Raw genomic sequence first — 26,897 nt, forward strand, 5'->3', positions numbered from 1 at the left:
TGAGGTTCAGTCCTCGCCACCACGGACGAGCGCTGCCGCGTGTGAACGGCTGCGCGCGCCGAGCTTGGTGAGCACATTCGAGACATGAGTCTTGACCGTCGGCACCGAGATGCACAGCCGTGCGGCGAGTTGAGCGTTCGACCACCCCTGCAGGATCCCCTCGAGCACCTCCTGCTCCCGGCCGGTCAGATTCGCGAGCCTCCCCGCATCCGGCATCGGCACGGGAAGCGCGGCGTTCTCGGCGACGGCGGCGAGCGCACGTCTCGTCACCCGCGGATCCAGAGCGCCGTCGCCCGCGGCGACCGCGCGGACAGCCTGCCCGAGGGTAGGGGCGTCGACCGTCTTGAGCAGGAATCCGACGGCCCCGGCGCGGATGGCCCCGAACACGAGGTCGTCCTCGTCGAAGCTCGTCAGGACCAGGACGTCGCCGAGACCGCGCTCGACGATCTCTCTGGTGGCCGAGATCCCGTCGCGCCCCGGCATCCGCACATCCATGAGCACGACGTCGGGGCGCAGTGCCGCGGCGTTGCGGACAGCGACCTCACCATCCGCGGCCTCTCCGACCACCGTGATGCCCTGTGTCTCGAGCATGATGCGCAGGCCCGCCCTGATCGCGCTGTGATCGTCGGCCAGCAGCACGGTCGGCGCCGTCACGCCCGCACCTCCATCGGGATGCGCCCCTCGACCGCCCATCCGCCCGGGGTCGGCCCCGCGGAGAAGACGCCGTCCAATGCGCCGACGCGTTCCCGGAGCATCTGCAGCCCCCAGCCTTCGTCGCCGTGTGCAGCCGCGCGGCTGGGCGCACCGCCACGCGAGCGCACCTCGACCCGCACCTCGGAGTCCTGCTCCTGAACCGTGATGTCGACGACGGCGCCGCTCGCATGGCGGATGCAGTTGTTCAGCGCCTCGCGCACGATGCGGATGACGGCCTGCTCGCGTGCCGCACCGATGTCCTCGATGTCATCGACGACGAGGTGCACGACGAGCCCTGCCCGCTCCGCCTCCTGCACGATTCCGCCGAGATCCGCCCAGCGGGGTGCAGGAGCCAGAGTCCCGTCGCCGCGACGGAGCACCGAGATCATGGATCGCAGCGCACCATGAGCATCGAGTCCCGCGTCGCGCACAGCCTGCAGGGCTTCTCGATCCCTGGCACGGTCGGGTGCGGACGACAAAGCCGCTTCGGCACGGATCGCCATCGCCATCACGTGACCGGCGACGACATCGTGCAGCTCTCTCGCCATCGTCTCGCGCTCACGCTGCACCGCTTCGACGCGGTCCCGCTCGGCGGCGGCGGCGGCCTCTTCCGCTCGCTGACGATGCAGCTCGGCGAGTTCGTGGGCCTGGGAGACCGCCACCGCCCACCAGTAGTCGGTGCCGAAGATCGCGCCGAACTGCACGCCGATGAGGAAGGCCACGGCGAACGGCACGTCGGTGAAGAACCAGGCGGCGAGGAAGAAGATGATCGTCGAAGCGCCCAGCAGGAAGAGCAGCACCCGCCTCCCCTGCGGCCCCGCCAGGAACGCCGCCGTCCACAACACATCCAGCAGCACCACGAGCGTGCCGATGCCGCCGACGGTGAGCAGATCGACCACGAAGAGGAGCGTGACCAACGCGAGGACCGTCACGGGCATACGCCGCTTGACGAGGGCGAGCGCGCACGCGGGAAGCGCGAGGGCCAGTGCCCACCAAGGCGAGACGGAGGTCTCGAGGATCGAGAACGGACCCCAGATGCCGCGGAACCCGAAGCCCGCCATGACGACCGCGAGGATCGCCATCCCGAGCGGATCCGCCCACCAGCGGTGCCGGCGGTACCAGGCTCCGAACCCGCCTTCGACCTGCTCGTGCATGCCTTCATGCAACCACGGCGCGCGCGCTCGCGCATCCGACGAAGGGATGAGGGAGCCGAAGGAGACGCTACTTTCGCCCGATCCGCAGCCGTCCCCCGTTCCGTGAACGTGGAGACATGGAACTCTTCGGCGGACTGCCGCTTCCCCTCTCCCTCGCCCTCCTGGCGCTGATCGATGGGCTGAGCGTCGGCACTCTCCTCATCCCCGTCTTCCTGCTCCTGCATCCGGGGCGGGTGCGCGCCGGACGCATCCTGCTGTATCTGGTGACGATCGCCGCGTTCTACCTGCTCGTCGGGCTCCTCTTCCTCTGGGGGCTGGTGAATCTCGTCGACGTGGCGTCCGACTTCCTGGCCTCGCCCGCCGGCCTGGTCATCCGCCTGCTCGTCGGAGGAGCGCTCCTCATCACGGCCTTCGTGATGCCGACCGGTGACAAGCGCGCCAAGCCCACGTCGACGACCCCCACGTCGGGACCCACGACCCCTCAGGTCTCGGCGCGGACGGGGATGCCGACGAGGTCGGCTGCGCACAGCTCGTCGATGACGACGCCACCCCCTCCGACTCCCGCAATGACGACAGACGCCGCGCCGCGCCCCGGTCGCATCACCCGGTGGCGTGAGCGACTGCTCGACCCGCGCACTCGCGGAACCGCCGTGATGGCCGTCGCGATCGCCGCCGGGCTTGTCGAGATCGCCACCATGCTCCCGTACATCGTCGCGATGACGATGCTGGCGGATGCGGGGATCGACACTCCGCTGCGTGTGCTGTCGCTCGTCGGGTACTGCGCGCTGATGATCCTGCCCGCTGTCGTGCTGCTCGTCCTGCGCCTGGTCGCCGCTCCCCTGGTGCAGCGGCCGCTCGAACGCTTCGCGGCTTGGATGGAGCGCACCGGCGCGGAGAACACCGCCTGGATCATCGGCATCATCGGATTCCTCATCGCCCGCTCCGCCGCTACCGAACTCGGTCTCTTTCAGGCGTTCGGGTCGTTCCTCGACCGATGACCGCCGCGCCCACCGCCTGCGACCGCGCAGCACTCCCGACGAAGTAGGCTCGACGGGTGCGTCTCGTCATCGCCCGCTGCTCGGTCGACTACACCGGTCGGCTCAACGCCCATCTCCCGCTTGCCACGCGTCTGCTCGTGCACAAGGGAGACGGGAGTCTGCTCGTGCACTCCGACGGCGGCAGCTACAAGCCGCTGAACTGGATGAGCCCGCCGTGCTCGCTCTCGAGCGAGACCCCCGGCGAGGAAGAAGCCAGCGCCGGCGTCGTCGAGGTCTGGCGCGTCACCCACAAGAAGACCGGTGATGCGCTGCGCGTGCAGATCTACGAGATCATCCACGACACCTCCCACGAGCTGGGTATCGACCCCGGGCTGCAGAAGGACGGCGTCGAGGCCGACCTGCAGCGGCTGCTCGCCGAACAGGTGGACCGCATCTCCGAGGGCGCGACGCTCGTACGCCGCGAGTACCCGACGGCCATCGGGCCCGTCGATCTGCTGGTGCGCGATGCCGACGGCGCCGCGATCGCGGTCGAGATCAAACGCCGCGGCGACATCGACGGCGTGGAGCAGCTGACCCGCTATCTCGAACTGCTGGGCCGCGACCCGCACCTCTCCCCCGTGCAGGGCGTCTTCGCCGCGCAGGAGATCAAGCCTCAGGCACGTGTGCTCGCCGAGGATCGCGGTATCCGCTGCCTGGTGCTCGACTACGACGACATGAAGGGCATCGAGTCGGGCATTCCCCGACTGTTCTGAGGCGTCACCTCTCAGCGCGCGGCGATGAGCCGGGGTGTCGGCCCCTCCAGGCGCGCGATCGCGATCTTCACCTCGAAGATCTGCTGCTCGACGCGATCGAAACGCGCATCGGACTTCGTCTCCATCGTGTCGAACCGGGTATCGAACCTCGCATCCTGGGCATCGCACCGGACATCGATTTTCGCGTCCAGGGCATCGCACCGGGCATCGAACTTCGTCTCCATCGCATCGCACCGGACATCGATTTTCGCGTCCAGGGCATCGCACCGGACATCGAACTTCGTCTCCATCGCATCGCACCGCGCATCGAACTTCGTCTCCATCGCATCGCACCGCGCGTCGAACCTTGCATCCTGCGCCGCGAATCGCGCGTCCATCCGGTTGATCATCCAGCCGAAACCGCTGATGATCGCCACCAGGAGCGTCACTGCTGTCGCCAGCATCGTGATGACTTCCACCGACACGTACATGCCCCCATTCTCGCCCGCGTATCCGCCGATGTCACGACCTTATATGGGGACACACGGTGCCCACATGAGGTGTGCACAAGCTTTTGCGTTGCACACCTGTGCAGGAAGAGCGGACACCCTCCGTCCGGCCCATAGGCTGGAGAGATGCCTCACTCCCCCTACTCCTGCGTGCTGTGGGACGTCGACGGCACCATCGTCGACGCGTCCGTCGGCATCCTCCGCCGGCTCAATGTCGCGCTGACCCACTTCGGCCGACCGGCGCCGACCCGCGAAGAGCTGGTGCACTGGATCGGTCCCCCCATGTTCCAGTCCTTCCAGGATCAGGCCGGCATGACGCCGGAGCAGTCCGCCGAGGCGGTCGCCTTCTACCGCACCCTCGGCAAGGCCGACGGCTACACCACAGACGTCGCGACCTACCCGGGAGTGGTCGACCTCATCCACGAGCTGCACGCCGCCGGAGTGCCCCAGGCGACGGCCAGCTCGAAGCCCGAGAACCAGGTCGACGCACTGGTCGACCACTTCGGTCTGCGCCCTGCATTCCTGACGACCGTCGGGGCGACCCCGGACGAGTCGACCCTCGCCTCGAAGACCGACATCGTGGCAGAGGCTCTTCGTCGGCTGCGCGAGCTCGGCGCCGACACCTCGCGTCCCGTCCTGGTCGGAGACCGGCACCACGACGTCGAGGGTGGCAACGCCAACGGCGTTCCCGTGATCTTCGTCGAGTGGGGGTTCAGTGATTCGCACGAGGGCGACGAGGCCGCGTTCCGTGTCTCCTCGGTCGAAGAGCTGCGTGCGCTGCTGATCTCCTGATCGCCCTCATCATCGCTCAGAAAGCACAGAACTCCCCTCCGGATGACGCATCGGGGACGCGATCCGGTGGGGAGTTCGGTGTCTCGCCCGTCTCAGACGGGGCGAATGTTCTCTGCCTGCAGGCCCTTCGGACCCTGCGCCACATCGAACTCGACTCGCTGGTTCTCTTCGAGAGACCGGTAGCCGGATGACTGGATGGCGGAGTAGTGCGCGAAGACGTCAGCGCCTCCGTCGTCGGGGGAGATGAAGCCGAAGCCCTTCTCCGAGTTGAACCACTTAACCGTGCCCTGGGTGCTCATGTACTGCCTGTTCTGCTGGTGAAGAAGCCGACGCAGGGATGCCCCGACATCGCTAACGCTAGTGGAGGAGGCCCTGAGCGGAATAGCCGCCGCAAGAAGGTAATCCAAATGTTGCACGAGCGGCATCCGGCCGTCATCGGCGCGAGCGCGGGAGCGGACGCACGAGAACGCCCAGAAAATGGTGTGGCCCTCACCGCGGGGGGAGCGATGAGGGCCGAAGACGACCGGAGGGTGCGTCAGAGACAGCTTAGCCCCTTTTCGATGTTCTTGTCCCCCTTTTGGGGGACAAATCTGAACTTCTCTGCGAGACGAACGACAGCGGCCCCCTCGAGTAGCCCATTGGGGACTGAACTACTCGAGAGGGCCCAATCGCATGCACGGATCATCTGCCCCTGGGGTGGGCCACCGTCTCCTGGGGAGAGACGTAGACGATCGATCCCCATGTGCACGCACCTTCACCATAGGGGAGGATCCACGTTCTCGCCACGGACCTTCATCGGCGCGCGAGTAGCCTGATCCGGTGACTCTGCTCAACAAAGACATGACGCTCTGCATCTCGCTGTCCGCGCGCCCGAGCAACAACGGAACACGCTTCCACAATCATCTCTACGAGGCGCTCGGCCTGAACTGGATCTACAAGGCGTTCGCGCCGACCGACCTCGCGCAGGCCATCGCAGGTGTCCGGGGTCTCGGCATCCGTGGGTGCGCGATCTCCATGCCGTACAAGGAAGAGGTCATCGCGCTCGTCGACCGGATGGATCCCTCGGCGAGCGCCATCGACTCCGTCAACACGATCGTCAACAACGACGGCGTGCTCACGGCCTACAACACCGACTACTCCGCGATCGCGCAGCTCATCGCACGCGGAGCCCTCGATCGCACGGCCTCGGTGCTGCTGCGCGGATCGGGAGGCATGGCGAAGGCCACGGCCGCCGCGTTCCGCGACGCCGGCTTCACGCGGGTGACGATCGTCGCGAGGAATGAGGCGAACGGGCGCCCCCTTGCCGACTTGTACGACTTCGCCTGGACCGCTGGGCTCGACGACGCCAGGGCCGACATCCTGGTCAATGTCACGCCGATCGGCATGGCCGGGGGCGCGGAAGAGCACACGCTCTCGTTTTCGGAAGAGGCGATCGGGGCGGCATCCGTCGTCTTCGACGTGGTGGCCCTCCCCGCGGAGACACCTCTCATCGCTGCGGCTCGCAGGGCTGGCAAGACGGTGATCACGGGGGCCGAGGTCGCGACCCTGCAGGCACTGGAGCAGTTCATGCTCTACACGGGCATCCGTCCGTCGGCGGAGCAGGTGCGCGCGGCGGAGGAGTTCATGCGAGCCGGAAACGCCTGACGACTGCCCTCCCGCACGCAGCCGGAGCGACGAGCTGTCGGGCACACGCTCCATCTTCGTTCCGGCGCCGATCAGCGATGTGTGGGAGCTTGTCACATCGGCAGGCCGCATTCCCGAGTGGGGGCCGAGCCGTGGGCACGATCGATGCCACGCTCGAACGCTCGGCAGATCGCGTTCGGCCGGTGGGCGGGCATCTCGCGCAGCGCGGATGTGCCCGCCCACGGGTCGAACCGACTCAGCCCTTCGCGCCCTTGCGGGGCTTGATGAACTCGGCCGGTGTGTTCTTCTCCCGCTTGGCAGCTCGCTTCTCCTTGAGCGAGAGCTGCGGCGCCTTCTTGCTGTCGCGACCCTGGATGGACTTTCCGGACATGGTTACTCGCTTCCCCTTCGGTGGCTGGCGTAACCTCCGACCATAGCCCGGAACCAGGGGAAGTCAAATTTCCCGCTGAACGGGAAAAATCTTCGTCGCCAGGCTCATGCCGTTTTCGGAATATTCAGTGAAATATCTCATGCGCGACACATTGCGACGGTGCCCGCGACAAGCCCTGGCGCCCCCCGGGAATCCGCCGAGGAGGAACCCGAGCAGGCGGCGAGGCGAACGGGTTTGCTACTCTGGGAGCGGAACAACGACGGAGGACGACCTCCGACGGAGAGACAGACCGGGGACGACCCCGACAGGAGTCTCCCGTGAATCACTCGTCCATCTGGCCCCTCTGGGTCGTATCCCGCGAACCTCGGGCCGCACGCGCCACGCTCGTGCTGTGCTTCGTCTCGTTCTCCATGGTCAGCGCGGCAGCACTGTCCGTCGGCGTGCGCGGGATCTGGCTGGAACTCCTCCTCTCGGCGGGATTCCTCGTCTGGGCTACTGCGCAGTGGGTCTGCGTCGAGCGTCGTCGACATCGAGAATCGGCGTTCCGCCGCGACGTCGAGCGGTACATTCACGCGCTCTCCCGCTCCTCCGCTCCGGAGTGACGCCACCGCCGTCGATCGCCGGCCATCCGCCGCGAACGCCGCGTACCATCAGATGCAGTGCGCTGAGAAAGCGCTGCGACCGGGACGACCCGGTCGTGGTCACCACTCGGGGACGGCCCCAGCTCGAAGGAGTCCGGCGATGTCACGCACGGAACGTAAGCAGTTGATCAGCGTCACGGACATCGTCCGCGTCATCCTGGGATGGGGGGCCTTCGCAGCTCTCCTCCTCCTCCACCCGGTGCTGGAACCCCCCGTGCCCACCCCGGTACTCATCATCGCGCTCGGGGCGATCATCGCAGTGATCCTCGTCTGCGCGTTCGGTGTCGTGAAGCAGGCCGAGGCCCTCGCGCACCGGCTCGGCGATCCCTACGGCTCGCTCGTCCTGACCCTGTCGATCGTGCTGATCGAGGTCATCCTGATCTCCGCGGTCATGCTCGGTCCGGGAGAGCACGCGACCATCGCCCGCGACTCGGTCATGGCCGTCTCGATGATCATCCTCAACCTCGTCATCGGCCTCGCTCTCCTCCTCGGCGGCCTCCGCCATCGCGGCATGGCCCACAACCGCACCGGCACCTCGGCGTACCTGTCGATGCTGGTCGTGCTCGTCGCACTCGCATTCGGCCTCCCCGCCCTCATCGGCACGGACGGCTCGTACACGGCGGCGCAGGAGATCCCGATCATCGTGCTCACCCTCGTGCTCTACGCCTTCTTCCTCTACCGGCAGATGGGTGCGCAGGCGAGCGACTTCACCGAGGTCGACCCGCGCCTGCTCCAGACCGCGCAGCATCAGGAAAAGACGGAAGCCGCAGGGGGGATCCGCCAGGTGCTGGCCGAGCACCGCACCGAGATCCTCGTCCGCCTCGCGCTGCTCGTGATCACCGTCATCCCCATCGTTCTCCTGTCGCACGACATGGCTGCGCTGCTCGACGACGGCCTGGGCCGCCTCGGAGCGCCGGTCGCCCTCGCCGGCGTGCTCATCGCGGGGATCGTCTTCCTGCCGGAGTCGATCACCGCAGTGCGTGCTGCTCTCGGCGGCGAGGCCCAGCGCGTGAACAACCTGTGCCACGGCGCCCTCGTGTCGACCGTGGGGCTGACCATTCCTGCGGTGCTGATCATCGGCATGTTCACCGGTCAGACCGTCGTTCTGGCGGAGTCGCCGGCGAACCTGCTGATGCTGGGCGTGACACTGCTGCTGTCGGTGACGACGTTCGCCGCGAAGCGGGTGACCGCCATGCACGGCGCCGCGCACCTGGTGACGTTCGCGGCCTACCTGGTGGTGCTCTTCAGCTGATCCTGGGTCGGTGGGGCGATGAACCCCCCACCGACCCCACCCCTCTTCTCGCGTGATATTTTTGGCATAGGCCAAAGTCAATCACCGCCGGAATCCGGCACAGGAGGGAGCATCATGTCCACGAAGATCGCCATCAACGGCTTCGGGCGCATCGGGCGCAACTACTTCCGAGCCCTGCTCGCGAAGCACTCGGATCTCGAGGTGGTCGCGGTCAACGACCTCACCGACACGCGCACGCTCGCCCATCTGCTCAAGTACGACGCGGCGAACGGCACCCTGCCGGGGCCCGTGAAGCACGACGACGCGCACCTGTTCGTCAACGGTCAGGCGATCCGCGTGTTCTCGGAGCGCGATCCACTCCGCCTTCCCTGGACAGACCTCGGCGTCGACATCGTGATCGAGTCGACCGGGCTGTTCACCAAGGCGGAGCTCGCCGCGAAGCACGTCGAGGCCGGGGCGCGGAAGGTGATCATCTCGGCGCCCGCGACCGGAGACGACGGAACGTTCGTGCTCGGCGTGAACGAGCACACCTACGACCCCGAGCGACACCACATCATCTCGAACGCCTCCTGCACGACGAACTGCCTCGCCCCGGTGGCCAAGGTGTTCCACGAAGCCTTCGGGATCGAGGCCGGCCTGATGACGACGGTGCACGCGTACACGGCCGACCAGAACCTGCAGGACGGCCCGCACTCCGACCTCCGGCGCGCACGGGCGGCGGGGGTCAACATCGTCCCCACGAGCACGGGTGCGGCCAAGGCTATCGGACGCGTCATCCCCGAACTCGACGGGAAGCTCGACGGATTCGCGCTGCGCGTGCCGGTGCTCACCGGATCCATCACCGACCTCACCGTCACCGCATCGCGCCCCGTGACCGTGGAAGAGGTGAAGGCCGCCTACCGCGCCGCGGCGGAAGGGCCGCTCAAGGGGATCCTCCGCTACACCGAGGACGAGATCGTCTCCGCCGACATCGTCGCCGATCCGCACTCCTCGATCCTCGACGCGGGATTGATCCGTGTGATCGGCGACCAGGTGAAGGTCTCGGCCTGGTACGACAACGAGTGGGGCTACTCGAACCGCCTGGCAGACCTCACCGAGTACGTCGCAGCGCGGCTGCCCGAGCGTGAGGAGGAAGCCCGTGCCTGAGCCGCTGCTCGGGGCCGACGCCTTCGCGCTCGACGTCTCGGATTGGGTGAACAGTGCCCCGATCAGCCCGGAATCGCTCCGCGGACGCGTCGTGGTCGTCGAAGCGTTCCAGATGCTCTGCCCCGGATGCGTGAGCCACGGCCTCCCGCTTGCCCAGCGTCTCCACGGCATGTTCGACTCCCGCGAGCTCGTCGTGCTCGGGTTGCACACGGTGTTCGAGCATCACGCCGTGATGGGCCGCGAGGCGCTCGAGGCCTTCCTGTCGGAATACCGGATCGAGTTCCCGGTGGCGATCGATCGGCCGCTCGACGGTCAGGCGATTCCGGCGACCATGCACAGATACGGACTCCGGGGAACGCCGTCGACGATCATCGTCGACCGGGAGGGGCGCGTACGTCAGATCGCATTCGGCGCGGTCGATGAACTGGCCCTCGGCACTTACCTCGGGCGTCTTCTCGCCGAACCGACCACACCGTCGATGACGTCGGTCTCCGCCTCGATGTCGGAGGCCGGCGAGGCGTGCAGCATCGACGGCGTGTGCACCTGAGTCTCGACGGACGACCGGCACGCAGGACTCTGTGAAGGCCCGGCCCCTGGAGGCCGGGCCTTTCGTCAGGTCTCGACGCGAACGGACCTCTTTTCGACATTTTGAATACCCATACCCCCTATAGGTATATGGTGATCTCTGACCGGACCCACCGGCACGCACCCTCAGGAGGAACCCATGTCCCGCCCGCCCATCTCCCGAGCCCAGCGCTGGCTCGGGCTCGTCCTCATCGCCACGGCGCAGTTCGTCGTCATCATGGACACCTCGATCATCGGAGTGGCTCTGCCCGATATCCAGCGCGACCTGGGCTTCACTCCGGAATCACTGTCGTGGGTGTTCAACGCCTACGTCGTGGCGTTCGGCGGTCTGCTGCTGCTCGGCGGACGCCTGGCCGACGCGTTCGGCGCGAGGAAGATCTTCGTGAGCGGGTGGATCGTCCTCATCATCGGCTCGCTCCTCGCCGGCGCCGCCACCGACGTCGGGCTTGAGATCGCCGGTCGTGCCATTCAGGGTGCCGGGTCCGCTCTGATCGCTCCCGCCGCGCTCACCCTGCTCATGATGCTGTTCGGCGGCACCTCCGACCTTCCCAAGGCGTTCGCGGTGTACGGCGCCGCCGCCCCCATCGGCGGCACGGCTGGTGTCTTCCTCGGCGGAGTGCTGACCGAGTACGCGAGCTGGCCGTGGGTGTTCTACGTGACGGTGCCGATCGCGCTGTTCGTGCTCGCCTTCACGGCATCCACCCTCCCTCGCACCGTCCGCACAGCCGCCGGATCGATCGACGTGGCCGGTGCTCTCACCGTCACCCTCGGTCTCGCTGCCGTCGTCTACGGCGTCGTCAATGCCCCCGAGGTCGGATGGCTCACCTGGTCGACCCTGACCTTCGCGGGCGCCGGAATCGTCCTGCTCGCGATCTTCTTCGTGATCCAAGCACGCAGCCGGAACCCCCTGCTGCGCCTCGGGCTGCTGCGTGCACCGCTGTTGGCCGCGGCCAACAGCGCCCAGCTGCTCCTCGGAGCGGCTTGGGTGTCGATGTGGTTCTTCCTGAACCTCTACCTGCAGCAGGTCCTCGGGGCGAGCGCATTCGCCGCGGGTGCCGCACTGCTGCCGATGACGGGCCTGGTCGTCCTGGTGATGGTCGCCCTCGCCCCTCGCCTCCTTGCGCGGTTCGGAGCCAGGTCGATGATCGTCAGCGGCCTGCTGATCCTCGCCGGCGGCCTGCTCTGGCTGTCGTTCGTCCGCCCGGACGGCGACTACGCCGCGGACGTGCTGCCGGCGTCGCTCCTCGCCGCGCTCGGGATGTCGCTCGCCTTCGTCCCGTCGCTGGGCACCGCGATCAACGCCGCACCTCCGATGGAGACGGGCGTCGCCTCCGGACTCGTGAGCACGAGCTACCAGATCGGATCGGCCCTCGGGCTCGCCGTCCTCACCGCGATCGTCTACGGCATCTCGGGCACCGCTCCGACGGCGGCCGACCTGACGCGCGGGTACTCCGCCGCCTTCCTGGGCGCGGCGATCCTCGCCCTTGTCGGCGCGATCGTCACCGCGATCTGGATGACGAAGCCGCGGGCACGGAGCGAGGCGTCCGAGGAGTCCGTCTCCGTGTGACATCGGCCCCGACACCGACAGCGCCCCGCGGGCGCAGGGGGAGGATGATCCGCCCCCTGCCTCCGCGGGGCGGCGTGCATCCACTCAGGTGGTTCGGAACGCCGACCGATACTGGCTCGGAGTCGCACCGAATGCACGACCGAAGTGCTGGCGGAAGAGCGCGGCCCCGCCGAACCCGGTCGTCGATGCGACCGTGTCGACCGGGAGCGACGTGGCCTCGAGCAGCTCCCGAGCCGCCGCCAGCCGCTGCGCGAGCACCCACTTCGCCACCGTCGACCCCGTCTGCGCCCGAAATGCCCGGGTGAACGAACTCCGGCTGAGATGGGCTCGAGCGGCGAGGACGTCGATGGACAGATCGGCATCGAGGTTCGCGGCACTCCATCGCATCGCCTCGGCGATCGGGGCTCCTCCCGCGTCCGGAACCGGCCGCTCGATGAACTGCGCCTGTCCACCGGAGCGATGGGGCGGTGCGACGATCCTCCGGGCGACCCGGTTCGCGACGAGCTGGCCCTCTCGGCGGGCGAGGAGGTGCAAGCAGGCGTCGATCCCGGCCGTGGCGCCTGCTCCCGTGACGATCTGCCCCTCGTCGATGTACAGCTCGTCCGGTTCGAGCGCGACGCGGGGGAACCTGTGCCGGAACACGTCGGCCCACTTCCAGTGCGTGGTCGCGGTGCGACCCTCCAACACGCCGCTGTCGGCGAGGGGAAAAGCGCCGAGGCAGAGTCCGACCAGTTCGGCTCCCTCGTCGTGCGCGTCCCGCAGCGCGTTCGACAGCTCATCCGACGCCGCCCGGTCGGGCTCGCCCCACCACGGCACCACGACGACGTCGGCACCGCGAACCGCTTCGAGCCCGTGTCGCACGTCGATGTCGAAGTCGGCGGAGGTGCGGAGCGTGCCCGCGCGCAGCGCCGCGACGCGGATGGGCCATGGATCGATCTCGCCGACGGGCGTCTCGCCTCCCCACACGAGGGACGGAACGGACAGGTGGAAGGGGCTGATGCCGTCGACGGCGATCACGGTCACACGCGGTGCGCTCATTGCGCGTCCCTCCATCCTTAGGGCGAGCCGATCACGGCGACGGCTGACCCGAATCCGGCTGTTCAGAGTCGTTCGGGTCAACAAGACTACAGACGACCCGAGAGAGGACACCTCATGACCACGTCATCCACACTCCGCGCCCTGAGCGGCATCGTCGACGCCCCTGCCGCCCTCGCGGCCTCGACCGTCATCCTCGTCGACTTCCAGAACACCTACACCCGCGGAGAGATGGAGCTCGACGGGTGGGACGCCGCCCTCGACGCCGCGGCCGACCTCCTCATGCGGGCCCGCAGCGCCGGTGCGACCGTGATCCACGTGCAGCACGACGGCGGGGTCGGCTCGGCGTACGACATCCGCGAGGACATCGGCGCGATCCACGAACGTGTCGCTCCGACCGACGGGGAGGCGGTCGTCGTGAAGACCGCTCCGAACTCCTTCGTCGGCACCGAGCTCGGAGACCTCATCGACGCCGCGGGCCACGACGATGTCGTGATCGCCGGGTTCATGACGCACATGTGCGTCACCTACACGACCGAGGGCGCCTTCCTCCGCGGAAACCGTCCGACGGTGGTCGCTGCCGCCACCGCGACGCGAAGCCTCCCCTCGGTCGTCGGCGACGTGTCGGCCGCGCAGCTGCACCGCGCAGCCCTCGCCGGCATCGCCGATCTGTACGCCACGGTCGTCGCGACGGCGGCCGACCTCTCTTGACGGACAACCCTCCTTTTACAGTTGCCTCACGCAACTGAGCTGATATGATGAGCTTGTGGCGATCGAGGGCAGGATCGAAGACATCCGTGAGGCGCTGGTCGGCGTCGTCGCGGAGTGGACGCAGAGCGAGCTGCAGGTAGAGGTCGCCGAGAGCGTCGACAGATCCCTCGATGCCGCAGAGGTGCGCAGCCTGTACCTGGTCGGCATGAGCGGCGGCTCCCTGGGGTTCAGTCAGCTGGCCGATCGAGCCGCGTTGTCGCGCCCGACGACGTCGAAGCTGGTCTCGCGGATGTCGGCGCAGGGCTTCTTCGACCGGGTCCGCTCCGGCCGCACGGTCGATGTGCGCCTGACGGACGCGGGCCGCGAAGCCTACGGACGACTCGTCGCCGCCGGGCAGCAGATGGTCGGCGGCGCCCTCGCCGGCTGGTCGACACAGGAGATCGCCCAGTTCCAGGCTCACCTCAGCCGTTTCGTCGCCGCCCTACCAGGGGCGACGCAGGCGACCGTATCGCGGTCGCCGTCCGATGCCGTCTCATCACCCCAGGAGGAATCATGACCCGCACCTATGTCGTCACCGGCGCCGCATCCGGCATCGGCGCCGCGACCGCCGAGCTGCTTCGCGCGCACGGACACACCGTGATCGGTGTCGACCTCGCCGGCGTGGAGGTCACAGGCGACCTCTCGACTCCCGAAGGCCGCGCGGCCGCCGCTGACGCCGTGCTCGCCACCGCCGACGGAGGCATCGACGCGATCATCGCGTGCGCGGGGATCGCGGCGCCGATCGCCAAGACCATGGCGATCAACTACTTCGGTGTGACCGAGTTCCTCACCGCGCTGCTGCCGAACCTGAGCCTGGCGGACCAGCCGCGCGCCGCCGTGGTGTCGTCGATGGCATCGCTGCAGCCCGTCTCGGCCGAGCTCGTCGACGCGGCACTGAGCGGCGACGAGCCCCTCGCCCTCGAGATCGGCGATCAGCTCGCCGCCACGGCTGAGGGAGGGTTCCTCAACTACTCCTCGAGCAAGCGCGCCCTCTCGCGCTGGGTGCGACGCGCGTCGGTCTCCGACGCCTGGGCCGGTGCGGGGATCCCCCTCAACGCCGTCGCGCCCGGCACGGTCACCACGGCCATGACCGCCGGATTGCTGGCGAGCCCTGAGGGCCTGGCACAGGTCGACGCCGCCGTGCCGATGCCCCTCAACTACCACCAGCCCGCATCGTCGATCGCCGAGCTGCTGGTGTGGCTGACCAGCCCGGCCAACACCCATATGGCAGGTCAGACCATCTATTGCGACGGCGGTGCCGACGCCGTGCTGCGCGGCGACGACATCTGGTCCTGGAACGACGCTCCGCGCGCCTGACACCCACCCCGCGAGAAGGCCCGGTCCCCCGTGGATCGGGCCTTCTCGGCGCTTCCGACCCACTCGGACCACCTCCTTATTTTGAATGACTAAAAATAAGTGTTACTGTCGTAGGGAACCGGACGGCCAGATCGTCCTTCCCTCCGTCGGCATCCGACAGCTCTGCGGGAAGGCTCCTGGCCGCAGGGCAGCGCGCCGTCCGTCGGGGGTCTCTGGCCCCAGGGGGTGTTCGGCGCGCCCACGCGCAAGAACGGATGCACCCGCGTTCGACGGCGCCAGGAGACACAGGAGAGGAATCACTGATGGAGGAGAACCGAACCGGTTGGAAACCGAACCCGGTGTTCAGTTCGATGCCGCATTCGATGGGCCGCGGCTCCCGCGAGGACATCGTCTGGGAGGCGCTCGACCGCGTGAACGGCAAGCCGGCACCCACGATGGGGACGATGCAGGCCGCCATGGGCAACGAGGCGCAGATCCGCATCGTCCACGACACCATCCGCGCCTACCTCGACGCGCACGGTCTCCGCGACACCAGCGAGCTGGGCGTCCGAGCCGGTGACCTCGCATGAGACGGCGAGCCGCGCAGGCCGCGCAGACCATGCACATCCGCTCGACCGAGCTCTGCCGTACACCGCCCGCCTCCCTCGACGACGATCAGTTCGTCGCCCAGCTCGGATCCGTCGGCCTCGGTAGCACGTCATACGTGGTCGGACGGCGCGATCCGCACGCTCCCGAATGGATCGTGCTCGACTACGCCACCGGTGGACACGAGCGAGTGTGGCGGCGGACACGACCGCAGACGGACGGCCTGCTCGCGTACGTCCTCGTCGAGGACGACTCCTCGAACGGATACGTGTCGGCCGCCTGACGGGAGCGTCGGTCGCCCGGCGGGAGCGGGGCGACCGACATGCGCAGAACGAGGGTCAATCCCCGAACACGACCACCGATCGCCTCCGCGAGCGCGCGGCCTGGATGGCCACGGCTCCCATCGCTCCGGTGGCGAGGATTCGTGTCAGCGTCAGCACGTGGGAGATGAGGATCATCGCATTCTGATCGGTCACGCTGCCGGACATCACGGCGACCTCGATCAACGACCCCAGGATCACCGCGGCGAGCGCGCCCGCGGGGACCGCGTTCCAGGGCTTCGCGAGTGGACTGCGGAGGACACCTGCCACGATCGTTCCGCTGAGCCCCAACTCCACGAGGGCGTTCACGTAGATCGGTGCAGCCGACGTGATGTCGAACGACGCCGCCAGCGACGGGGGACCGACGGGCAGCCAGACCGCCAGGAGAAAGAGGGAGATGACCGCGGACCTCGGCAGCCGCAGGGTGCCGTCACGACGTTCAGCTCCGACCCCGGCCGCGGCGAGCGCGAGGCTGAAGGCGACGGTCGCCGCCGTCGAGATGCCGACGAGAGCATTCCCCTCGAGCGACCCGGGGAGACTGCGGAACGCGGCCAGCAGCGCCGAGACGATGAAGAGCACTCCGGAGGCCAGCCACCATGGCGACCACCGCGTCGATGCGCCCTCGACCGCGACCATCGGGGATTCAGGTCCACTCATCGCTCACCGCTCGTCATCGTTCAGGGCAGGTCCTGCCTCCACTCTCTCAGAGGCTCCGCGACAGCGCGAAAAGGGATGAACGCCTCCCTGGCATGGCACCCTGGTCATGCACCCGCCCGTCGTCGAACCCCCGAAAGCGTCGTGACCGCGATGAGCATCCGCGTCGAACCCGTCGATCCGCAGAACGTCACCCTCTTGCTGCGGTGGAACGGCATCCTCCGCGACGGGTGCGCCTTCGGCCGTCAGAAGGCGTGGTCCCGCAGCGACGAGGCCACGCGCCTGCAGTTCCAGAACCCGCATCCCACCCGCAGCTCGGTGCTGCTGCTCGCGGAGATCGACGGAGTGCCGGTCGGCGCGGCCGAGGCGCACGCGCACCCTGGCGAGCCGGCAGACGTCGAGATCGCCGTTCTCGATGCGTTCCGTCGACGCGGAGTCGCCCGTGCGCTGCTCCACGCCGTGCGGAACACCCTGCGCGGCACCGCCACGGTGATGCGCACCGAGACGTACTCCGATGCCGGCGTCTCGTTCGCACGTTCCGAGGGCATGCGGATCGGCGTCCGCGAGAGCCGGCAGGTGGTCGATCTCCCGCTGCCGCAGGGCATCCTCGACAGCTTCCCCGGCCCGCCGTCGAACGTCGAGGTCATCTCGTGGGTGGACGCCTGTCCGGAGGAGCTTCTCGACGACTGGGCTCGGCTGCGCGCGCACATGTCGGACGACGTGCCGATGGGCGACCTGACACGCACTGCCGCGCCCGTCGATGTCGCGGCCGTCCGCCGGAACGAGGAGCGCATGTCCGAACAGGGGTATGCCCTGGTGCGGAGCGTCGCTCGCATCGACGGGCACTCCGTCGGCTACACCGAGATCCTGCTCTCTCGGCCCGATCCGACGATCGCCCTTCAGGACGACACCTTCGTCGAGGAGCGGGTTCGAGCTCGCGGCATCGGGCGTGCGCTGAAGGTCGCCAACCTCCGCCGACTCCTGAGCGTTCCGGAGAGTGCCGGCTCGCGTTTCCTGCAGACGTACACGGCGCTGACGAACGAGCCGATGCTCGCCCTCAACAGGTCGGTCGGGTTCGAGGAGGTCGACGTGCTCACCGTTCTCGAGGGGCCGCTGGGCTGACGGCCGTCCCGATCGCCGGCCGCGCTCTCCTCACGATCCGGCAGCGGTCGGCTCACACTCTTCATCACCGGATGGACGTCCGCCGGCCGCCGTGGGGAACGGCGGCCAACGAACGAGGCGCAGCACCCCTCGATGGTGATCTTGGGGACGATCACCGTGACGGCGGGGAAGCCAGGGATGCTGGGCGGTCGCCCTCAGAAGGCGACTACTGAACGGTATCCACTCTCCGACCGGCCCAGTGAAATATCGGTGCGCGGTCAGTTCAGGATGAGGTCATCGAGCACGTAGACGTAGAGGTCGCCGACGATCTCCGCCCCTTCGTGCGCGGCCCCGTCGTCGACCGCTTCGAGAAGCTCCGCGACCGCGCCCGTCACCATCGCGGCGTTGCGCTCGCGCCCGAGGTGCGTGAACCCGAGCACGAGGGCGGGACGCTTGGCGGCGTGCATCGCTTCGAGGTACTGGCTTCGCGAGTAGGACGCCAGTATCTGGAAGAGGTTCCAGGTCAAGCCGGACGCGACCCGGTGATCGACGGATTGCGCCCGCCATGCCGTGATCGCCTGCTCGGCGGCCACCCGGAACGCCCGGCGCTCGCTCGGGGTCGCCCGCGCGATGCCCAGGGTCGCGGCCAGAGTCGACAGCCCGGAGCATTCCGCGACGACGGCCGCGAGCCACGCGCGTGTGGGGGTCGCCACCACCGACGACTTGTGCGCACGAGCCTCGACCAGATGCTGCACCGTCAGGATCGATATCGCCTCGCGCACGGTGTTCGTGGCGACGTCGAGCTCCTTCGCGAGCGTCGAGACCGTCAACGCGGCTCCCGGGGGCAGCTCGCCGGTCTCCATCTTGCGGGTCAGTGCCTCGACGACCGACTCCAGCCGTGTGGCCACAGGTCTCGGCGCGTCCAGCTCCTTCCGATCGACGAGGTCGAGGATCTCGACCGACAGGAACGAGGGAGCACCCGCGCGCCTTTCCGACTCCGGGCTACTCACCGGGATGCCGCCATTCGCCGGTCAGCGCCGCCCGCAGTGGCTCGACCGTGGTGACGCGGAAGAGCTCGAAGACGGCATCCCGTGCGGCCGCGCCGTCTCGCGCTCGAAACGCCACCCGCAGCGGCTCCACGAGTACGCGCTGCTGCTGTCCGAGCCATTCGGGGAGAGGGCGATCCTGTACCGAGCGGCTCAGGTGCAGCACGAGGTTGCGATCGAGGATCTCGGTCACGATCGCGTTGTCGGCGAGTTCGATCACCTCGACCCACAGGGCGAACCAGAGCCGCAGCCCGTCCGGCATCCCTCCGCGAGTGAGGTCGGAGTCCAGGATCGCCTGCACGCGGGCATCGAGGGAGTCGAGCTGGGCGTCGGTGAGGGCGGGCACCACCTTCGCGGCTGCGTAGGCGATCAGCGCGCCAGCGGCCTCGGCGCGATCCGCCTGTGCCCGCAGATCGATGGGGGCCACCCGCGTGAAGCGGTTCGAGCTCATCTCGACCAGGCCCACGTCGGCGAGCCGGATGAGGGCCTCCCTGATCGGTGTGCGGGAGACGCCGTATTCGGCCTGCAGGTCCTGATCGCGGATCTCCTCGAGCGGAGCCAGGCGTCCGGTCACGATCTCCTGAGCCAACCGCGCGTACACCTGATCTCGGATCAGAGTACGAGGACGGGCCTTCGTCGAGGGCTTCGGCTCGTCCGTCATACCGGCCAGACTAACCAGCAGCCTTCGATTTGTCTCCGCCGTGGTGGGCTGGCGCATCTTCTCCCGTGGCGGGGGCGGTGGAGGGGGACGCGGAGGAGGCAGCCGAAGCGCACGCGGCGAGCGCGAGCGCCGAGGTGCTGAGCCCGACGGCGGCCAAAGCGAGAGCGAAACGGGGGTCTGGGGTGCGTGCGGTCACAGAACGTCTTCTCTGGGGAGGGTGGACTTCCATCGTCGCCGGGACGGCACGGGGAAGCATCGGCCGAAGGTAGCGGCGGCGTCGTACTACGGACGGATGTTTCCCGAGTGTTCGATGACGAGGATCCCCGCCCGGGGCGGGCGAGGGGCCCTCTGTGACGCGGACTAGCGCGACAGCTCGGCGGTCACGGGCTTGGGGATGAACATCGAGAAGACGAGGGCGCCGACCAGCACCACCGCCCCGGTGATCAGTGCCGCGACGTATCCCGCCGTCGCATCGCCTGCTCCGGAGGCGAACGAGGTCTGCGCCGCGTAGATGACGACGAAGCTCAGTCCCGCCCCGAGGTTGATGGCGCCCGTGTTCAGGCCGGGAAGCGAGCCAGGGCGGTCCTTCGGCGACAGCACGACACCCAGGCCGTTGAGCATGATGTTGCCGATCCCGGCATAGGTGACGCCGACCGCGATGGAGAGGAGGCGCAGGCCGAACCGGGATGAGGTCTCGACATTGGCGACCATGATCGCGAGCACCGCGACGGTGCCGCCCAGCCCGATGCGCAGCATCGTGCGGTACCCGACGGTGGCGGCGAGCCTGCCGCTGAGCGGTCCCATCAGGAGGCCGGCGAGCGCGTAGGGCATCAGGATCCACAATGAGACCTCCTCGGCAGTCATCGCGAGGTTCATCGCCGTGTCCTGCGCGAGGGCGGGGACCACTCCGTTCATGATCGCGAAGATCCCCGACAGGGTGAGCAGCGAGGTGGCGCTGAGCGCCCAGGTGGCTCGTTGCTTGAGTTGGGCCGTCGAGACGAGCGGATCGTCGATCCTGCCCTCGAGCTTCCAGAAAGAGGTGAACGCCACGACGGCGACGACCGCGAGAACGATCACGAGCACCAGGTTCGCCTCGGCGAGCGCGCCCAGTTCGTTGAGAGCGACGAGCATCGACCCCACCGAGATGACCAGCAGCAGTGATCCCCACCAGTCCATACGCGGGCGGTCGTCGGCCATCGTCTCCGGGGCGAGGTATCGCACGGTGAGCGCAGCGATGATCGCCACACCCGCCATCGTCCAGAAGACGGAGGCGAAGCCGTGGTTCGTCGCCAGGTATCCGCCGAGCAGAGCATCTCCACCGGCGATCCCTCCGTTGACCGCCGTGACGACACCGAGGAGGGTCCCGTACGCCTTCGGATCCTTGACGGCCGCCCGCAGCATGATGAGGCAGAGAGGCACGACCGGCCCCGAGACGCCTTGGATGAGGCGACCGATGAAGAGCATCGGGACGTTGGTGGCCAGCGCCGCGACGACGCAGCCGATCGCCATCACCACGAGCATTCCGACCAGGACGCGTCGGCGCCCGATCAGGTCACCCAGGCGGGGGAGGAACAGGGTGAACAGCGCGGCGGCCGTGAAGAAGACGGTCTGCGTCGCGGCGATCTCGGTCGACGTCGCATCGAGCTCGCGCTCCATCGTCACCAGCGCGGGGCTCAGCATGCTGGCGTTGAGCTGGAAGGCCAGGCACGCGGCGAGGAGGGCGATCATCAGCGACACCACGCTGGTCCGGGTGCGAACCGCATCTACTTGATTGGTCATTGCTCACTTCTTCGTGTCGAATCGTTGGCTGTTCGCGTGCGTAATCCTTTACGCACGCCCTATCTTGGACTGATGGTGTCGACGGCGGCACCGGTCAGGGTGGGAAGTCGTGGTGAAGAAGGCGTCCGTCACGCTGCACGAGGTGGCAGCCGCCGCCGGTGTGTCCATCGCGACCGTCTCGCGAGCCCTCAACGGCAAGGACCGGGTGTCCGGTCGCACCGCGGAGCATGTGGCCGAGGTGGCCGAGCGACTCGGCTATCGGGTGAACCTCATCGGCCGCGGCCTGCGCGCCGGCACCGGCGCCACCATCGGCGTCGTGGTCCCGGTCATCAGCAACCCCTTCTACGGAGAGCTCATCCACCGCCTCGAGGACCATCTGCAGCGCCGCGGCTTCGATCTCGTCATCGCGGACTCCCACGGCGAGGTCGACCGCGAACGCGACCGCCTCCGCATGCTGGTCGAACGTCGCGTCGAGGGCATCTTCGTGGTCCCCTCCGACGCCGAGCTCTCGTTCGACGCCGTCGCAGACACCGCGCGAAGGGTTCCGCTCGTGCAGCTCGACCGTCGCGTGCTCGATCTTCCTGCCGACTTCGTGGGTGTCGACAACGACGCCGGCATCGATCTCGCCGTCGAGCACGTCACCGCCCGGGGCGCACACCGTGTGGTGCTCGTCTCGGGCAACGACGTCACCTCCGTGGGCCGTGAACGACGAGCGGCGTTCGAGGCCACGGTGCGCAGCCGATCGATGCCCCGCGAACAGAACATCTTCGGCGAGTACCTGCTCGCCTTCGGCGAGAGGGCTGCGGAGGAGCTGCTGGCGCGCGGCCCGCTTCCCGATGCGATCATCGCCGGCGACGACCTCGTCGCAGCCGGGGCCATCGCCGCGCTGAAGCGCGCCGGAAAGAGCGTGCCCTCCGATGTGCAGGTCACCGGCTTCGACGGCACGATGCTCGCCGACGTATGCGAACCGCGGTTGACGACCGTGGTGCAGCCGTTCGACGAGCTCGCCCGGGAGGCGACCGAGGCGCTGGTGCGTCGAATGGACGATCCCGAGGCCCCGTACGTGCTCAGCCGCCTCGCGCCGAGTCTGCGTGTGGCCGAGTCGACGACGCTCGTCGCGCCGCGCTGAACGTCAGGCCAGTGCCGCGACAGCATCCGTCACCAGGTTCCAGAACTTCGGCACGTCGAGGGTGATCGCGACGTCGGTGTTCGGCTCCTTGCCCAGCATGTCGTGCAGGTCGACGCAGGTCGCGCCCGCCGTGAACTCGCCCGTGGTCTCGATGTCGACGTGGCAGCGCTGGATCGACGCGACGGCGCGGTCGATCGCGATCGCCACCGTGATGGGATCGTGCAGGGGGCCTTCCGGCATCCCCTCCGCCTTCTCGTAGGTGCTGCAGAAGAAGCGGAGCAGCTCCACGCCGAAGGCCGATGTCTCGCTGCCGACCGCACCGATCCGTTGGATCACCTCTTCGGTGATCAGTGCCTGATGGGAGATGTTGAGCCCGACCATCGTCAGCGGCAGCCCGGAGGCGAACACGACCGCTGCGGCTTCCGGGTCGGCCCAGGCGTTGAACTCCGGGTACGCGCCGACGTTGCCGCGGCCGGTCGAGCCGCCCATCCAGATGATCTCCTTGATCTGGGGCGCGACCTCCGGATGCTGCTGCAGCAGAAGGGCGATGTTGGTGAGGGGGCCGGTGGGGATCAGTGTGATCGGCTCCGGCGAGGCGGCGAGGGTGTCGGCGAGGAACTCGACCGCGTGACGGGGGTCCAGCGGCACCGTGGGCTCGGGCAGGACGGGCCCACCCAGGGCGTTCTCCCCATGGATCCACGCTCCCGGGGTGAGCTCACGGGTGAGCGGCTTGTCGGCACCCGCGGCGACCGGCACGTTCTCGACCCCGGCGACGGTGAGGGCGATCCGCGCGTTCCGGGTCGTGTGCTCGAGGTAGCCGTTGCCGCCGACGGTCGTCACACCGCGCAGATCGATGGCGTCGTTTCCGGCCGCGAGCCAGATCGCGAAGACGTCGTCGTGGCCCGGATCGCAGTCGAGAAGGACGGGAGTGGTCATGGTGCTCCTTTGCAGATGTGCGTGCGTAAACGTTTACACTTTCTCACGGGAACGTCAAGTCGACTGCGATGCCGGCGTTCCGATCCCGCATCCTCGATCCGAAAGCTGCTGCCATGGTCACTCCCGCTCTTCCGTCTCTCGTCGTCGTCGGCAGTGCGAACGTCGACGTCACCGCGTTCGTCGATCGCCTCCCCACCGCAGGTGAGACCGTGGCGGGAGGACGACTCTCCCGCGATCTGGGCGGGAAGGGTGCGAATCAGGCCGTCGCCGCCGCGAAGCTCGGGGGACGGGTGCGCATGGTCGGCGCCGTCGGCGATGACGCCGACGGGACCTGGACGCGAGAGGAGATGATCCGGGCCGGAGTGGACGTCGCCGATCTGCGGACCGTGGACGCACCTACCGGAACGGCCCTGATCGTGGTGGATTCCGACGCCGAGAAGAAGGTAGTCCTGTGTTTCTCGACGTGCGCACCTTGACGTTGAAGACCCCGAGCCTGCGGCAGATCCGAGATGCGGCAGAAGGATGATGTTGGCCAAGGCGAGGAACCCGTCGGCCGACATCATCGGCCCCTGCTACAGCGGCGAAGTTCTGCAGACACTGGCCACCGGGACCAACTCCAAATGGACGTGGTCCCAGTGGCTGATCGCCCGACCGGAGGGCGACGGCGTGGAGCCCAGCGCCATCGAGCAGTTGCGCGCAGGTCACCTGGATGATGTGCTTCGTGACGCCCGGCACGACGCCTGGGTGTGGAGCCAGTGAGCACCTGAAGACGTTGAACCATGGCCGCGGCACGCCGGCTGTTCGAGCATCCACCGTGGCTCATTCTTATACTTCCGCGAAGTATAAGAATGAGCCGCGGCAACCTCGACGCGATGAAGCAACTCCTGGGCGTACTCAGTCACGGAGACAGCGGCCACAAAGGAGGCGCCCGATGCGCAGCCGGATCCCGGTGGAGCCCCGGGCCCGAATTTTCGACATGCGGACTCTGCGGCTGGAGGCGCCCGGGTTTCGCGAGATTCGAGAATGGCGACAAGAAGTTCCGCATCCGAACCCGCGGTCGGATGCGTGCCGTAGATTGCCCTACGTGGAGCTCACCGACATCCTTGCCACCATCGGCCTCGTTCTCCTCGCGCTCGGCGGAGGAACCTTCTGGGCGTTCTCGACCGGAGTCATGCCTGGCCTGGGCCGCGCGGACGACGCGACATTCGTGACGGCGATGACATTGATCAACCGTGCCGTCATCAACCCGATGTTCCTTCTGCCGATCTTCGTACCGCCCTTCTTGCTCTTCTGGGCAGGGCTGCTCGACCTCGAGGATGTGCGCGGATGGATGCTCATCGCCTCAGGGGTTCTCTTTTTCTTTGGGGCCATCGTCGTGACTGTCGGCGGAAACGTCCCGCTGAACAACACGCTCGACCGCTCGACATCGACCCCGACTGTCGCCCGCACCGCATTCGAGCGCCGCTGAAACCTGCTGAACGGCGTGCGATCAGCGTAGTCCGTTGGCGCACTCGGGCTTGCCGTTCTCGCCGGCACGCTCTAAGCCGGGGTTCCGTGCCCCGCGCTGATCGATCCTCGATCTCGGTAGAGCCAAGGCCCGCAGCACCCACGACAACCCCCGCGGACTCGTCCGGGTGACTGGCCTAGACGAGCCAGCTGCGTCCAGTGATCTTCAGTGGCGCCCATACGACGACCTCATCTGCCTCGCCCAGGTCGCGCGAGATTCTAGTTCGCGAGGGACAGTCCCAGTGGACGTAGCCGCGGCGAGTTCCGTGATCCTGCTCGGGCATGATCTCGAGGTCCGGCTTCACCCGCGGCACGCGTGTCCGCGTCTTCGAAGATGTCCGGGCGACCATCTTGCAGCGCTTGCACCGGCAACCCCAGAACGTGTATCCACTCGGCGCCCCGTGGGCGGAAACCGGCATGCCTTCCGCCAGCTTCTTAGCTCGGCGCGCGGCAGCGGCCGCGGAGTTCGCCGCCTTGCACTGGACGCACGCAGGACGGCAGTGAGCGTAGGCACGGGTCGTGCCATGCTCGTAGCCTTCGGGCAGTTCTGGAGGGGTCACTCCTCCGCTATGCGCGGTCTCCAAAGCCATGATGACTGTGTACGCGGCCAAGACTGCTTTTCAGGAATCCTGCGGCGACAACGTCGGCGAACCGACACTTGGACTAGACCTTGGACGCGCCGGGTGGCGAATCGAGCACTTAGCACCGTGACTCAGTATCGACTCTGTCTCAACACCGTAACGCTCTGTCATAATTGTGCCGCGAAGAGCGAATCAAAGATTGCCGAAGCCCCCGGCTGGGTGAAACTCAGGGTCTAGGTTTGACCCATGACCAAGACGAATCCCACATTCACATCGCCCGATTCGGACCTTTTCCCCGAGGACGCGCCCGCTGCGGACTCGAACTCAACTCGGAAGACGTACCTCAAGCGTAGCCGGAGCGGCTATACAAAGATCCGATCCGCCTTCGTGCAGGTGCCGCCGTCGACCGCACGGGCCGGCAGTAAGCCGGCCATGCTGCCGGCCTTCGCCCGCAATCACCGAGCCGCTGTGCTCTACCTGGCCGTGCTCAGGAACTGGACCTGGCTGGCCCGCAGCGACGAAGCCCTGCCTGCGGACACCTGGATCCGCTTTCTGAAGTCCGACAAACCCAACGCCCTGACTTGGACAACTCAGTCGCTCTCTCACGCGTGGAAGGTGCTAGAGGAGAACAGGCTCGTCACTCGCAAGCTGGAGAACCGCCTCAAGAAGGTCACGCCCCTTCAGGAATCCGGCTCAGGTAGCGGCTACACGAGTCCTGACGGCAGCCGCAGCAGCGTCTACTTCGTCCTCCCGGACGAGTTCTGGACCCAGGAACTGCATGCGACACTCAGCTGGCCTGAGCTCGCCGTGCTGCTCATCCTGCTCAAGGAGTCAAGCGGTCGCCCCTGGGCAGAGCTCTCCATCGACCGCGCGCAGAAGTACTACGGGATCTCCCGCTCGACCGCAGAAGAAGGCCTCAGGAAACTGCGGGACAAGGGATTCCTCACTAGTAAGGACCGCTACGTCACCGACCCCGACGCCGCCGAGGGCCGCCGCCTCACCTCCCTTCACGTGCTAGTCGACCCCTTCTCCATGAAGTACCGGCAAGGCCTCCAAGAGGCGGCTCGTGAGCGCCGCGACGCCAACAGCGCAGCGCTCACGTCGACTGAAGCCGAAAAGAAGAAGACCAACAAGAAACCAAAGAAACCGAGAGAGGTGGTGAACGATGAGCAATCGGAAGAAGCGAAAGCCTGAGGTCCGGCCCGGCATGTGGTCCACGCTGGGCGCCATCGTTCAGTCCGGCTGGGGACCCACGGCGAGACTGCTCAGCATCATCACGGTCGCTGGCATCGCCTTCGGAGGTCATCTCAGCGGCGCGTTCGATCTCCTGTCGATGCTCCGTGATCTACTGCCCGACGAGTGAGAAGAGAGCGCCATCGTGGTCATGCCCTGACAACCGCGGTCACTCGGTCGCT

32 protein-coding genes are annotated in these 26,897 nt (G+C 67.7%); 21 read left to right on the forward strand and 11 right to left on the reverse strand.

The window, feature by feature from the left end:
* Positions 1–6: 6 nt before the first annotated feature.
* Positions 7–654, reverse strand: a complete 648-nt coding sequence (locus GLO27_RS11060) for a response regulator transcription factor (protein ID WP_136024334.1) — start codon at positions 652–654, stop codon at positions 7–9.
* Positions 651–1,847: a histidine kinase gene (locus GLO27_RS11065; RefSeq protein WP_167254920.1), complete on the reverse strand. Its 1,197-nt coding sequence runs from the start codon at positions 1,845–1,847 to the stop codon at positions 651–653. The genes GLO27_RS11060 and GLO27_RS11065 overlap by 4 nt, the downstream gene beginning before the upstream one ends.
* Before the next feature lie 116 nt (positions 1,848–1,963).
* Here GLO27_RS11065 and GLO27_RS11070 point away from each other — a divergent pair, with 116 nt between their 5' ends.
* Both GLO27_RS11070 and nucS read left to right on the forward strand, forming a co-directional pair.
* Positions 1,964–2,845 (forward strand): GAP family protein, encoded by an 882-nt coding sequence (locus GLO27_RS11070; RefSeq protein WP_167254921.1) that lies wholly within the window; start codon positions 1,964–1,966, stop codon positions 2,843–2,845.
* Between the two features lie 56 nt (positions 2,846–2,901).
* The gene (gene nucS / locus GLO27_RS11075; protein WP_021200066.1) at positions 2,902–3,597 is read left to right on the forward strand and encodes an endonuclease NucS; all 696 of its coding nucleotides are present in this window, start codon (positions 2,902–2,904) and stop codon (positions 3,595–3,597) included.
* An 11-nt stretch (positions 3,598–3,608) separates the two neighbouring features.
* On the opposite strand, the gene GLO27_RS11080 is transcribed toward nucS, so the two are convergent.
* Complete coding sequence (locus GLO27_RS11080; RefSeq protein ID WP_167254924.1) at positions 3,609–4,067, reverse strand: response regulator; 459 nt, start codon at positions 4,065–4,067, stop codon at positions 3,609–3,611.
* Between the two features lie 144 nt (positions 4,068–4,211).
* Between GLO27_RS11080 and GLO27_RS11085 the strand changes: the two genes are divergently transcribed.
* Positions 4,212–4,877 (forward strand): HAD hydrolase-like protein, encoded by a 666-nt coding sequence (locus GLO27_RS11085; protein WP_029259501.1) that lies wholly within the window; start codon positions 4,212–4,214, stop codon positions 4,875–4,877.
* Between the two features lie 92 nt (positions 4,878–4,969).
* Here GLO27_RS11085 and GLO27_RS11090 read toward each other — a convergent pair whose 3' ends face one another.
* The gene (locus GLO27_RS11090) at positions 4,970–5,176 is read right to left on the reverse strand and encodes a cold-shock protein (protein WP_017203899.1); all 207 of its coding nucleotides are present in this window, start codon (positions 5,174–5,176) and stop codon (positions 4,970–4,972) included.
* A gap of 520 nt (positions 5,177–5,696) precedes the next feature.
* On the opposite strand from GLO27_RS11090, the gene GLO27_RS11095 reads away from it, so the two are divergent.
* Positions 5,697–6,521, forward strand: coding sequence for a shikimate 5-dehydrogenase (locus tag GLO27_RS11095; RefSeq protein WP_292777245.1), 825 nt, complete (start codon positions 5,697–5,699; stop codon positions 6,519–6,521).
* 235 nt (positions 6,522–6,756) lie between these two features.
* Here the strand turns inward: GLO27_RS11095 and GLO27_RS20060 are convergent, their stop codons facing one another.
* Positions 6,757–6,891 (reverse strand): hypothetical protein, encoded by a 135-nt coding sequence (locus GLO27_RS20060; protein WP_279588000.1) that lies wholly within the window; start codon positions 6,889–6,891, stop codon positions 6,757–6,759.
* A gap of 317 nt (positions 6,892–7,208) precedes the next feature.
* Here GLO27_RS20060 and GLO27_RS11100 point away from each other — a divergent pair, with 317 nt between their 5' ends.
* The 5 genes from GLO27_RS11100 to GLO27_RS11120 all read left to right on the forward strand — a co-directional run bounded on the left by GLO27_RS11100 (position 7,209) and on the right by GLO27_RS11120 (position 12,082).
* Positions 7,209–7,493: a hypothetical protein gene (locus tag GLO27_RS11100; RefSeq protein ID WP_167254926.1), complete on the forward strand. Its 285-nt coding sequence runs from the start codon at positions 7,209–7,211 to the stop codon at positions 7,491–7,493.
* A 139-nt stretch (positions 7,494–7,632) separates the two neighbouring features.
* Entirely contained in the window at positions 7,633–8,784 is a 1,152-nt protein-coding gene (locus tag GLO27_RS11105; RefSeq protein WP_167254927.1) for a calcium:proton antiporter, read from the forward strand.
* Between the two features lie 114 nt (positions 8,785–8,898).
* Complete coding sequence (gene gap / locus GLO27_RS11110; protein WP_021201330.1) at positions 8,899–9,930, forward strand: type I glyceraldehyde-3-phosphate dehydrogenase; 1,032 nt, start codon at positions 8,899–8,901, stop codon at positions 9,928–9,930.
* Positions 9,923–10,477 (forward strand): TlpA disulfide reductase family protein, encoded by a 555-nt coding sequence (locus GLO27_RS11115; protein ID WP_292777240.1) that lies wholly within the window; start codon positions 9,923–9,925, stop codon positions 10,475–10,477. Before gap ends, GLO27_RS11115 begins: the two co-directional genes overlap by 8 nt.
* Before the next feature lie 177 nt (positions 10,478–10,654).
* Positions 10,655–12,082, forward strand: a complete 1,428-nt coding sequence (locus GLO27_RS11120; protein ID WP_167254929.1) for an MFS transporter — start codon at positions 10,655–10,657, stop codon at positions 12,080–12,082.
* Between the two features lie 84 nt (positions 12,083–12,166).
* Here GLO27_RS11120 and GLO27_RS11125 read toward each other — a convergent pair whose 3' ends face one another.
* The gene (locus GLO27_RS11125; protein ID WP_167254931.1) at positions 12,167–13,120 is read right to left on the reverse strand and encodes a helix-turn-helix domain-containing protein; all 954 of its coding nucleotides are present in this window, start codon (positions 13,118–13,120) and stop codon (positions 12,167–12,169) included.
* Positions 13,121–13,234: 114 nt separating this feature from the next.
* Here GLO27_RS11125 and GLO27_RS11130 point away from each other — a divergent pair, with 114 nt between their 5' ends.
* The 5 genes from GLO27_RS11130 (at position 13,235) to GLO27_RS11150 (ending at position 16,052) form a co-directional block, all read left to right on the forward strand.
* The gene (locus GLO27_RS11130; protein ID WP_029259495.1) at positions 13,235–13,828 is read left to right on the forward strand and encodes an isochorismatase family protein; all 594 of its coding nucleotides are present in this window, start codon (positions 13,235–13,237) and stop codon (positions 13,826–13,828) included.
* A 55-nt stretch (positions 13,829–13,883) separates the two neighbouring features.
* A complete protein-coding gene (locus tag GLO27_RS11135) occupies positions 13,884–14,384 on the forward strand; it encodes a MarR family winged helix-turn-helix transcriptional regulator (protein ID WP_021201335.1) in 501 nt (166 codons plus the stop codon).
* Entirely contained in the window at positions 14,381–15,184 is an 804-nt protein-coding gene (locus GLO27_RS11140; RefSeq protein WP_021201336.1) for an SDR family oxidoreductase, read from the forward strand. The genes GLO27_RS11135 and GLO27_RS11140 overlap by 4 nt, the downstream gene beginning before the upstream one ends.
* 302 nt (positions 15,185–15,486) lie before the next feature.
* The gene (locus GLO27_RS11145) at positions 15,487–15,753 is read left to right on the forward strand and encodes a hypothetical protein (protein ID WP_021201337.1); all 267 of its coding nucleotides are present in this window, start codon (positions 15,487–15,489) and stop codon (positions 15,751–15,753) included.
* Positions 15,750–16,052, forward strand: coding sequence for a hypothetical protein (locus tag GLO27_RS11150; protein WP_021201338.1), 303 nt, complete (start codon positions 15,750–15,752; stop codon positions 16,050–16,052). Before GLO27_RS11145 ends, GLO27_RS11150 begins: the two co-directional genes overlap by 4 nt.
* 55 nt (positions 16,053–16,107) lie before the next feature.
* On the opposite strand, the gene GLO27_RS11155 is transcribed toward GLO27_RS11150, so the two are convergent.
* Positions 16,108–16,746 (reverse strand): hypothetical protein, encoded by a 639-nt coding sequence (locus GLO27_RS11155; protein ID WP_167254933.1) that lies wholly within the window; start codon positions 16,744–16,746, stop codon positions 16,108–16,110.
* 150 nt (positions 16,747–16,896) lie between these two features.
* On the opposite strand from GLO27_RS11155, the gene GLO27_RS11160 reads away from it, so the two are divergent.
* Complete coding sequence (locus GLO27_RS11160; RefSeq protein WP_031208151.1) at positions 16,897–17,865, forward strand: GNAT family N-acetyltransferase; 969 nt, start codon at positions 16,897–16,899, stop codon at positions 17,863–17,865.
* Between the two features lie 257 nt (positions 17,866–18,122).
* Here GLO27_RS11160 and GLO27_RS11165 read toward each other — a convergent pair whose 3' ends face one another.
* The 3 genes from GLO27_RS11165 to GLO27_RS11175 all read right to left on the reverse strand — a co-directional run bounded on the left by GLO27_RS11165 (position 18,123) and on the right by GLO27_RS11175 (position 21,330).
* Complete coding sequence (locus GLO27_RS11165) at positions 18,123–18,854, reverse strand: GntR family transcriptional regulator (RefSeq protein ID WP_167254935.1); 732 nt, start codon at positions 18,852–18,854, stop codon at positions 18,123–18,125.
* On the reverse strand, positions 18,847–19,551 hold the full coding sequence (locus tag GLO27_RS11170; RefSeq protein WP_021201342.1) for a GntR family transcriptional regulator: 705 nt from the start codon (positions 19,549–19,551) through the stop codon (positions 18,847–18,849). Before GLO27_RS11170 ends, GLO27_RS11165 begins: the two co-directional genes overlap by 8 nt.
* Positions 19,552–19,911: 360 nt before the next feature.
* A complete protein-coding gene (locus GLO27_RS11175) occupies positions 19,912–21,330 on the reverse strand; it encodes an MFS transporter (RefSeq protein ID WP_167254937.1) in 1,419 nt (472 codons plus the stop codon).
* A 112-nt stretch (positions 21,331–21,442) separates the two neighbouring features.
* Between GLO27_RS11175 and GLO27_RS11180 the strand changes: the two genes are divergently transcribed.
* A complete protein-coding gene (locus GLO27_RS11180) occupies positions 21,443–22,459 on the forward strand; it encodes a LacI family DNA-binding transcriptional regulator (protein ID WP_029259485.1) in 1,017 nt (338 codons plus the stop codon).
* A gap of 3 nt (positions 22,460–22,462) precedes the next feature.
* Here GLO27_RS11180 and GLO27_RS11185 read toward each other — a convergent pair whose 3' ends face one another.
* On the reverse strand, positions 22,463–23,395 hold the full coding sequence (locus tag GLO27_RS11185; RefSeq protein WP_167254939.1) for a nucleoside hydrolase: 933 nt from the start codon (positions 23,393–23,395) through the stop codon (positions 22,463–22,465).
* A gap of 113 nt (positions 23,396–23,508) precedes the next feature.
* Between GLO27_RS11185 and GLO27_RS11190 the strand changes: the two genes are divergently transcribed.
* The 5 genes from GLO27_RS11190 to GLO27_RS11210 all read left to right on the forward strand — a co-directional run bounded on the left by GLO27_RS11190 (position 23,509) and on the right by GLO27_RS11210 (position 26,845).
* Positions 23,509–23,871, forward strand: a complete 363-nt coding sequence (locus tag GLO27_RS11190; RefSeq protein WP_167254941.1) for a PfkB family carbohydrate kinase — start codon at positions 23,509–23,511, stop codon at positions 23,869–23,871.
* A 46-nt stretch (positions 23,872–23,917) separates the two neighbouring features.
* Positions 23,918–24,154 (forward strand): hypothetical protein, encoded by a 237-nt coding sequence (locus tag GLO27_RS11195; protein WP_152525980.1) that lies wholly within the window; start codon positions 23,918–23,920, stop codon positions 24,152–24,154.
* 325 nt (positions 24,155–24,479) lie between these two features.
* The gene (locus GLO27_RS20065; RefSeq protein ID WP_208323774.1) at positions 24,480–24,863 is read left to right on the forward strand and encodes an anthrone oxygenase family protein; all 384 of its coding nucleotides are present in this window, start codon (positions 24,480–24,482) and stop codon (positions 24,861–24,863) included.
* 865 nt (positions 24,864–25,728) lie between these two features.
* Positions 25,729–26,676: a hypothetical protein gene (locus tag GLO27_RS11205; RefSeq protein ID WP_167254945.1), complete on the forward strand. Its 948-nt coding sequence runs from the start codon at positions 25,729–25,731 to the stop codon at positions 26,674–26,676.
* A gap of 13 nt (positions 26,677–26,689) precedes the next feature.
* Positions 26,690–26,845 (forward strand): hypothetical protein, encoded by a 156-nt coding sequence (locus GLO27_RS11210; RefSeq protein WP_167254947.1) that lies wholly within the window; start codon positions 26,690–26,692, stop codon positions 26,843–26,845.
* Positions 26,846–26,897: the final 52 nt, after the last annotated feature.

Source organism: Microbacterium sp. Be9, from assembly GCF_011754135.1.
Lineage (GTDB): Bacteria > Actinomycetota > Actinomycetes > Actinomycetales > Microbacteriaceae > Microbacterium > Microbacterium maritypicum_A.